The 9,413-nt window shown below is 45.7% G+C and carries 7 protein-coding genes; all 7 read right to left on the reverse strand.

The window, feature by feature from the left end; translation table 11 throughout:
* Nucleotides 1-1,187: 1,187 nt before the first annotated feature.
* Entirely contained in the window at nt 1,188-2,039 is an 852-nt protein-coding gene (locus tag RYL88_RS08820; RefSeq protein ID WP_314990663.1) for a universal stress protein, read from the reverse strand.
* Between the two features lie 16 nt (nt 2,040-2,055).
* Nucleotides 2,056-4,251, reverse strand: coding sequence for a polyribonucleotide nucleotidyltransferase (locus RYL88_RS08825; RefSeq protein ID WP_314990665.1), 2,196 nt, complete (start codon nt 4,249-4,251; stop codon nt 2,056-2,058).
* Entirely contained in the window at nt 4,236-4,946 is a 711-nt protein-coding gene (locus RYL88_RS08830; RefSeq protein ID WP_314990667.1) for a phosphoribosyltransferase family protein, read from the reverse strand. Before RYL88_RS08830 ends, RYL88_RS08825 begins: the two co-directional genes overlap by 16 nt.
* Nucleotides 4,946-7,117 (reverse strand): LPS assembly protein LptD, encoded by a 2,172-nt coding sequence (locus RYL88_RS08835; RefSeq protein WP_314990669.1) that lies wholly within the window; start codon nt 7,115-7,117, stop codon nt 4,946-4,948. The genes RYL88_RS08830 and RYL88_RS08835 overlap by 1 nt, the downstream gene beginning before the upstream one ends.
* Nucleotides 7,107-7,556: an RDD family protein gene (locus RYL88_RS08840; RefSeq protein ID WP_314990671.1), complete on the reverse strand. Its 450-nt coding sequence runs from the start codon at nt 7,554-7,556 to the stop codon at nt 7,107-7,109. The genes RYL88_RS08835 and RYL88_RS08840 overlap by 11 nt, the downstream gene beginning before the upstream one ends.
* A complete protein-coding gene (gene purD, locus RYL88_RS08845) occupies nt 7,553-8,806 on the reverse strand; it encodes a phosphoribosylamine--glycine ligase (protein ID WP_314990673.1) in 1,254 nt (417 codons plus the stop codon). Before purD ends, RYL88_RS08840 begins: the two co-directional genes overlap by 4 nt.
* 232 nt (nt 8,807-9,038) lie before the next feature.
* Nucleotides 9,039-9,413 (reverse strand): uroporphyrinogen-III synthase (locus RYL88_RS08850; protein WP_314990675.1); only part of this gene is annotated, 375 nt, incomplete at its 5' end.

Genomic DNA, 9,413 nt, shown 5'->3' on the forward strand with positions numbered 1-9,413 from the left:
ATAGTATATAATAATAAATAGGCGATTCAAAAATTTACAAAGCGTCAAGTTAAAAAAAACTTCAAAGCAAAAGAGCAATGCATACTAACGGCACGGTGGCGGCTGTTTTTCTGTTTTTCCGAGCTTTGCGGGTTGTGCGAACGGCTTTTACAGAGTCAAGGGCGGATTTTTAGAGGTGAGCGCTAATCGCGAGCCCTTAAAATCCTGCTCGTATACCCTTGACCTTGTAAAAAACGGCTCGCTACAATGCCCGCAAATAAAAGCTAAAAGCAGAGCGAGAAAAAATAGGCTCTATGCGCGCCGTTAGCTGTTCGCGGCGTGCATTAGCTTATTTTTTCGATACGAGCCTCAGCGAGTATCAAAGCGCCCGCCCGTGCCGTCTTATTTGCTTTCAAAAAAAAGTTGTATTTCTTTAACGCTCACGCCGTTAAGCTCGCCAATCTCACTTAACGGCTCCGCTTGACCGAGGTATTGGGAAATAACGGGTAATTTGACAAGCAGGAAAAAAAATGATAACATGCTAATCAGAACAGGCGGGTAAAAGAATTAGTTTTACGACTTAAGGTTAAACCCTTAAATGGTTTATTTTTTGTTTAATATAAACTCAAAAAGAACCTAAAACCCTTTAAGCTTCTAGCTAAAATCTTTTAAAAACGCTACGTTTTCTTTAAAAACCTTAAAACTCTAGGAAGTCGGTTTTTATACTTCCTATTTTTGTTAAAGCCTCGATTTTTTGGGCTTTTTTCTCTAAATTGCAGACACGCAGGTCGCACCATCATACTTATTAACCTCGACAAAAATCCCCAAAATAGTCAAATACATCAAACCCATTGCCAGGAAATCTATCAAAAAACCACCAACTAACTGACCAAAAGTACTGACTAACCAAATTTTAGTCAGTACTTGTAAGTATAATCTAAAAGCCGCCTTCTAAAATATTATTATGATTATTTAATATATCTTGGCTGATTTCCAATTATGTCCGATTTTTAGACCTCATTAAAAACCATAAACCGTAATTTAGCGATATTTTTGGACTTTGCTTAGTAATAAGTCTCAATAGTTATGCTTTATTTGGAGTCGAATTTAGCATATTTTCTCTTGGATTACGATATTATAACCCTATTTCAAGCTAAATTTAGATTTTGGAGCTAAATTTAAGCCATAAATTTAGCTCCGATTTTACCTTACATAAACACCGGTATCGTGGTATTTTGTAAGAAATACTTGGTCGTGCCGCCCAAGAAAATCTCCCTAAAGCCGTTTTCTGCGTATCTAGCCGCTACGATTAGGTCGAAATTTCCATCCGTCGCGGCTTTTAAAAGCGGTTCGCCCGGAACCGAAAAAGTTCCTACGACCTCAAAATTCGCATTTATGCCGTGCAGCGCGAAGTATTCGTCCAGCCTCTTTAAGCTAGCCTCGCTTTGATCGCCCAAATTTGCTTTTGAAGTGATGCACTTTACGCGCTTAGCCTCTTTTAAAAGCGGTAGCGAGCTGGTAATGGCGCGCGAGCTCTCAGGCGTACCGGTCCAGCTTACCAGGATATTTTCTGCGCTAAATTTAGTAAGTTTTCTAGGAATCGCGATAACGTTTTTACCGCTTTTTAGCACTGCCGCTTCAAACGTACCCGTGATCTTGCCGTCAAGCGGTACGGCTGCTACTACCATATCGCAAAATTTAGACTCTTGCTCGACGATTAGGCTTCTTTTACCGCTTTTGGTTATAAATTTCGCGCTCGTCTCGCCTTTTATCGGAGTATCGCTGACGCGTACGCCAAGCTCGGCGCAAAGCTTATTAAAAATAGCCTCATTTTGCTCGTGCTCAAGCCCCAAATCAGCCTTAGCAGCCTTTAAAAACTCCTCGTAAAGCACTCCGCCTCGAAGCGTCATTTTCATATTATAAACGACGCTAGGATCGAGCTGGCAGGCTAAAATTTCGATGTGTCCGTTAAAGTATTTAGCCACTAGCAAAGCCCCTTTTATACGCTCTTTGACATCGTCGCCGGCACCTATGGGGAAGAATATTTTTTTATACTGCATCGGTTCTCCTTTAAATTTATTGCGCCAAAGAAAGGGAGATTTTGTGCCCTTTTTGCTCGCTGATTTTTACCTTGACCTTATCGCCTGCTTTTAGAGGCGTTTTGATCTTTGAGATATGCAAAAGTCCGTCCACGCCGCCAGGAAGTCCGATAAAGGCGCCAAATTCTACCACGCTTTTTACCTCGCCCTCAAATTCGTCTCCGATGTTAAATTCAGGCGTCTTGTGAGGCTTGCCGTCTTTGCCGCCTCTTTTACCGCCAAAGCCTTTGCCGCCATCTTTTGAGACGATTTGTATGATATAATCTTTAGCCGCATCTACGCTTGATTTTTGCGCGCCGGCGATCTTTACCTCACCTTTTTCGCGGTCGAGGTCGATGGCGACGTCAAATTTTTCGATGATCTCTTTTATCGTTTTTCCAGCTTGTCCGATGATATCGACGATCTTGCCCGGATCAACGCTAAAAAGCTCTAGTTTAGGGAGTATGTCTTCGTTTACGGAGATATTTTCGTTTGCTTTTTCCATCAAATTTAATATATGTAGCCTGCCCTCGCGCGCCTGCAAAAGCGCCTCTTTTAGCACGTCAAGGCTTATGCCGCCTAACTTTATATCCATCTGAAGCGCGGTTATGCCGTCTTTGCTACCGGCGACTTTAAAGTCCATATCGCCGTCGTGATCCTCTAGCCCCATGATGTCGGTTAGTACGGCGTGCTTATCGCCCTCAAAAATTAGTCCCATCGCGACGCCCGCGACTAGTTTTGGCGTATCGACGCCCGCAGCCCTTAGCGCCAAAGAGCCGCCGCAAACGCTAGCCATAGAGCTTGAGCCGTTACTTTCTAAAATTTCGGACACGAGCCTGATCGTATAAGGCGAATTTACGTCGATGCTAGGCGCAAGCGCACGTTTAGCGAGATTGCCGTGACCCAGCTCGCGTCTGCCCGGAGCCTTTAGCGGGCTAGCTTCGCCGACGCTAAAGCCTGGGAAGTTGTAGTTAAACATAAATTTATCCGTCACGGCGCCTTTTTCCGTTAGTATATCATACATCTGCGCGTCACCGTCGGTGCCTAGAGTGGCGACTACTAGAGCTTGCGTCTGTCCGCGGGTAAAGAGACAGCTGCCGTGAGCATTTGGCAAGATATTGGTCTCAATGCTGATCGGGCGAACCTCCTTAAGCCCTCTGCCGTCGGCGCGAACGCCCTCGTTTATGATCTGCTCGCGGACGATTTTTTTCTTAAATTTAGCCAGGACGTTAGAGACGACCTCCTCCTCCCAGCCCTCTTTTTGAGCTACTTCGTCGGTCAAAATTTGCTTAGCGATCTTGGTTAGTTCGCTAGCACGCTCACTTTTAGCCATCTGATTTATCGCGGCTTTTACGTCGTTTTTATAAAATTCGTTTAGATAAACCGCGACGCTTTCGTTTTCGATCTCCGGTTTTAGCTCTAGCTGCGCGTCTTCTTTTTTATGCTGGCTAAATGCCTCCTCATAAGCGTTTGAGGCGCGAAGTATGGCTTTGCCGGCCTGCGCGATCGCCTCCACTATGAGGTCTTCGCTAAATTCGTTCATATCCTGCATCGCTATAGCGCCGCTTAAATTCGGATCCATCATAGGATCAAGCGCGATAGGGACTATCTCTTCTTTTTCGGCCGGGATGCTTCTCATCTCGATCATCAAAAGCTCGTCTTTAACGCCTGCCACGTAAAGATCGAGCGCGGAAGCTTTTAGCTCGGAGTTGCTAGGGTTTATCACGAATTTATTATCTATATATCCCACGCGCACGCCGCAAACTGGCGCATTTACTGGGATATCGCTAAGATAAAGCGCGACTGAGGCCGCATTTAGAGCGACGACTTGCAGATCGACCTCAGGATCGCAAGATAACACCATCACGACGATTTGCGTCGGATACGCGTAGCCCTTTGGAAAGAGCGGACGAAGCGAACGGTCGATGATGCGCGAAGTTAGCGTCTCAAAATCCCCCGGCTTAGTTTCTCTTTTTACGTAGCCGCCTGGGATCTTGCCTGCCGCGTAGCTTTTTTCGATGTATTGCACCGTTAGCGGTAAAAAATCCTCGGTAACTTGCGTATCCTCGCGAGCGACGGTGGCCAAAACGACGGTATTTTTTACGCGCAAAAGCACCGCGCCGCTAGCTTGCTTGGCGACCTTGTTTATATCGTAAATTTCGACTTGATTATTGACTTCTATTGAATACTGCATGCCCTAATATCTCCTTGTTTTTGTAATGGTATATAAAACGGACTCTCCTCTAATATGGAAAGCACGGTTTCGGGTTTTGGCTCGATTTTGTTTTTGTAGTAAAAATCCACTTCGATAAAATTTGCGATCTTATGCACGGCGTAAATTTCATCCACCAGCGGCGCGATAGCCGCGGCTACGTCGGTAGCGATGAGCGGCGTAGCGTAGGTGACTGATTTTACCCGCTCGCGCATAAGCGTTTTTAGGCAGGTTAGCGCCGTGAGTCCCGTCTCGCAGCCCTCGTCGATGAGCAAGATATTTCTATCCTTTAAATCGCCGATGAGATTGCCTTTTCTAAATTTATAGACGTTTTTTAGGATTTTTTCGTCGTACTTGCGGTCGGCCTCGCCGTATACGAAGTCGTAACTAATGCCAAAGCTCTTAATCAGCTCATTGTTTAGCACGACGTCATCCTTTTCACTAACCATAGCGATCTCGCACTCGGGGTTATTGGGCGCAAAAATACGCTCGCAAAATAAAATCTCATAGCTCAAATTTAGCCCGCGAGCTACGCTATCGACCATGATGACCGAGTCTATAGAGCCGCATATCATCAAATATTCGCCCGCGGCAAGCTCTTTTTTGGGCAAAATTTCAAGCAGTTTTTCGGCCGCCTCGAGCTGGTTTTCAAAGACCAAATCCTCGTAGCCGCTCATCAGCTACCCTGCGTCTGACCTACCGAAAAGTCGTAATGCACGCCACCCATCGGATAGAAATTTATAAAGAAATAAACGCCTCTTGATTTCTTTGCGGCCGTTCCGCTCGTGGTCGTAGTAGGCTCTAGCTCCTCTTCGTAGACGAATGTATAATTCCAGCACTTTCTGCGATGAGAGACGCCTAGTTGCCACTGCTTGTTGTAGTCTCGCTCGAGGTCGTACTGCGAACCGCCAAAAAGCCTATAGTTATGCGGAAGCTCGACGTAACCGTTTAGGTGTAGGTAGTTTTGTTTTTCTTGCGCGTTTTTCCTTTGCATCGTATGCCAGAGGCTAGCGCCGAATTTATCGTGCGTATAGCTAGCTCCGCTTTGAATTTTTTCAAAGTATTTATTTTCGTAAGAGTACTCAAGCCTGTTGTAAAAAGATAAATTTGCCAGCGGATACCAGCCGATTATATTTTTCAAATTCGAGCGCTTGTTCTCTTTCGTATAATAACCCTGCGAAATCGTATGACGCAAAAATTTTCTTCCGTTTTCGTTAAAGAAATACTGCGTCGCTCTGGCTGAAATCTCGTCTCTAGTATGCTGAGGATTTATAAAGCTTTGGTATTTTCGTCCGAGCATATCGTAGACGTATACGTTGCCGTCATCCTCGGCAGTTTCGTATTTATCGGGCAGGTCGCCTTCGTTGTAGGCTTTTACGACGTAGTCAACGCCTAAATTCACGCTATGATAAAAGCTCTCGTAAGCTTTAGCCAGATCCGTATAAAGCGAGAATTTGTGATAGTTTTCTATATAATTTGCGCTTCTATCCTCATCTCCGGTCGGGCGATACATTTTTTTTGCATAGTCCACGTGAGTGGCGTATAGATAGTGATAGTAAGAAAATTTAAGATAATCGTCCGCCAAAGGTAGGTGAAAAGAAACCGGCAGATTAAACTCATACTGCGTCGCTTTTACGCCGATTCTTCTCGTGTAGTTATGAGAGCTTAAATCAACTGAATAAAGCACGTTAGGCAAGATAAAGCTGTCGGTAAATTTATGATACTGGAAGCTTGGATACTCCTGCAGCGTATCTTTGTTTTCGTTTGGGCTACCGATTTTTGAGGTATTTACGTAATATCTCGCATATGCGCCAAAATAGTGCTTATCGCTACTTAGAAAATAGTTTAGCTTTGAGGTTACGAGAGGATTGTCATCGCTACCAGCGCCGCGCTTTTTCAAATTTATATAGTCGATATCGTTTAGCGCCGTAGCATCAAGCCACAAGCCCTCCTGTAAATCCTCGCTTATTAGGTGCTTAACGAGCCTGTCGCGCTCGTATTTGACCTCAGCGCCTTTATGCGTTTTATTTTTTAGCGGAAGTCTTAGCGAGTTTTTCTCGATCTGTCTTTGGCGGTAGCCCTCGGTATCTCTAAATGCGCCTAGTGTCACCGAGCCTCTGGAATACGGCGAATCGGCAAATCTAAACGTACCGTAGATACCCGTGCCGCGTCTAGTTCGAATTTGCGGATCAAACTGCAAGTCCCAGCTGTCGTATTCGGCGATGTAGATCGGTTGTTTGTAGTAAAATCCGTCGTTTTTACCGTAGCCAAGCTCCGGCGGCAAAAGTCCGGTACGTCTGCGCGTATCGGTGGAAAAGCCAAAATACGGCAGATAAAACACCGGGACGTTTCCGACGTAAAATACTGGATTATAAAGGTGTAAAAATTTACTCTCGCGGTTTAGCTTGCCGCTGCTAAATTTGATCTTCCAATCGGGATCTTGGACGTTACAGCTTGATACGACCGCGCCGTTTACCTCGTAAAATTTAGAAGTGCTATTGCTCTCGTCGCTTTGCATCCACACTTCCATGTCGCGGTTCATCATAAATAGCGTCTCGTAGTTGCTATCTTTGCTATTTAGGTCGATCTTTGCATACGAGCAGCGCGAGATTTCGTCTTTATTTCTTATCAAATTTACGTTACCGAAAAGCTCCAAAATTTCTTTTTGCTGATCGTAAACGGCCCTATCCGCACTCATCAAATAATCCTGCGAATAAACAAGTACGTTTTTATCCGCCGTAACAACGCCGTTGTCGCGTTTTACGTCATCGGCCAGAAGCTCGAAATTTTGAGCCGCAAAGCAACTAAAAGCCCCAAACATTAGTAACGAAAAAATTCTAGTAAACATCTATAACTACCGTTTTCGCGGCCTTGTCTTGCCACGTTTGAAATAATGGATTTGAAAACGCCCATGCAAAACCAAGAAAGCACAAGTTTTCGCTAACGATACGCATAAAGGCGCGGACTAAAGAGTTTAAAAAGCTCGGTTTGTCGAGCAAATTTACGTCTACGCAGACGATTTTCATAGCTATTTTGCCCATCGTATCGCCGCAGTACCACGTAAAAAAAGTCTGATAAATCACGTCTAGCAAAACGATTTGAAGGGTTAAATTCGCAAGCAAAACGACAGTTTGCTCAAAGTCTACTCCGTCAAATTTATCGTAATAAATCACAAAAAATAATGCCGAAAGTAAAAATTTATCTATCCCCCACGCGACGGCTCTTTTGCCGACGCTAGCGAGCGTGATATTTTCGTTTTCGAGCCTGTCGATGACGCTTCTACTCATTCGCGTCCTTTTAGCATTTGCCAGGCGATATCTTTTCGGTACTGCGCGCCGTCAAATTCTACGTTTTCGCAAAGCTCATAGGCCTTTTGTTGCGCTTGTCTTATGCTTTTTCCAAGCCCCACGCACACGAGCACTCGTCCGCCGTCGGCATATATCTCGCCGCCCTGTTCGCTTACGCCGGCAAATGCTATGTGCGAGTTTTCAGGCACGTTTTTTACGCTGATTTTGGCTCTAGGCGAGCTTGAAAAAGGATAATTTTTACTAGCCATCACGACCCCGACGGCAAATTCGTCTTTTAGCTTCACGGGTTTTAGATCGCCTTTTGCCGCATTTAGTAAAATTTCGCCCAGTTCGCCGTCGATCAACGGCATTAGCACTTCGCACTCAGGATCGCCGAAACGCACGTTAAACTCAAGCACGTACGGCACGCCATTAACCACCATAAGCCCCACGAAAAGCACGCCGCAGAAAGGATTTCCCTCGGCTTTCATGCCTTTTAGAGTCGGTTTTACGACCTCTTCTTCGACCTGTTTTATTAGCTCGGGACTTGCTAGCGGACTAGGGGCGTAGGCGCCCATACCGCCGGTATTTGGTCCTTCGTCGTTATCTTTTAGGCGCTTATGGTCTTGGGCTACCGGCAAGCTAACGAAATTTTCGCCGTCGCAAATCGCAAAAAAGCTAAGCTCAAATCCGTCTAAAAACTCCTCCACGACCACGCGTTTGCCCGCATCGCCGAAGCTCTCTCCGCTTAGCATGCCTCGAGCCGCAGCCTTTGCTTCCTCGCGGCTTTGCGCGATTATCACGCCTTTGCCCGCACACAGTCCGTCGGCCTTGATGACGACGGGAGCGGTAAGAGAGTCTATAAATTTAGCCGCAGCGTCGTAATTATCGGTATTTAGATAGGCCGCCGTTCGGATAGTATTTCTAGCCAAAAAGTCCTTCATAAACGCCTTGCTGCCCTCGAGCCTGGCCGCAGCCTTGCTCGGTCCGAAAATATTTAAATTTTGCGCCTTAAAGATATCCACGACGCCGTCACTTAGCGGCGCTTCAGGTCCGACGATCGTTAGTTCTATCTGCTCTGTCTTAGCAAATTCTGCGAGCTGATTATAGTCTTTGATGTTTAGATTAGTGCCGAGCTTTGAGGTAGCTCCGTTGCCCGGGGCAAAGAAAAGCTCGTGTTTGCGGGATTCTTGAAGTTTTAGAGCTATGGAGTACTCGCGCCCGCCGCTTCCGATTATCAAAATTTTCATAATTTCTCCAAAAATAAAAACCCAAGTGAGCGGTGCGCATATAAGTGGCCCGAAAATTCAAAGCCAACCTTGCAAATAGGCGGTTCCTTTAGGTCGCAACTTCTCGCGCTCGCACGCTCAAACGAAGCCGCGTCGCACGGTCGCCGCACATCTTCGCCGAAACTAATGTGTTGGACCCTATAAAAATACGCTGCCAAATCACTCAGGCAGGGCTATTATATAAAATTTTAGCTTAAAGTAGCGTTTTTGCGAGGCTTACGCAGGAATTTATATTTTGCTGAGCGCTTACTGCGGGCGAGGTAAAAATTTCTAGCTCTTTTGCCGTCGTAAGTCCGATAGCGACGGCTTTATAGCTCTCATCCCAGCCGAAATTTCGCATGAAATTTCGCACTGCCGAGGGAGCGGTAAAAATAATCACAGAGTTTTTGGGCGGTTTTTGCTCCTCGTTAAGCGGTTTAAAAACGTTTTCGTAAGCGATTATCTGCGTCAAATTTACGCCGCTTTCTCGCAAAATTTCGCCCACGCTCGAAGCCGTCTCGCGCGCTCTTAAAAATAGCGTTTTTTTGCCCTTTAAAAGCGGTGCAATCTCGGCGGCAAAGTCGTTTCC

Origin of the sequence: uncultured Campylobacter sp. (genome assembly GCF_963517995.1) — a bacterium.
GTDB lineage: Bacteria > Campylobacterota > Campylobacteria > Campylobacterales > Campylobacteraceae > Campylobacter_A.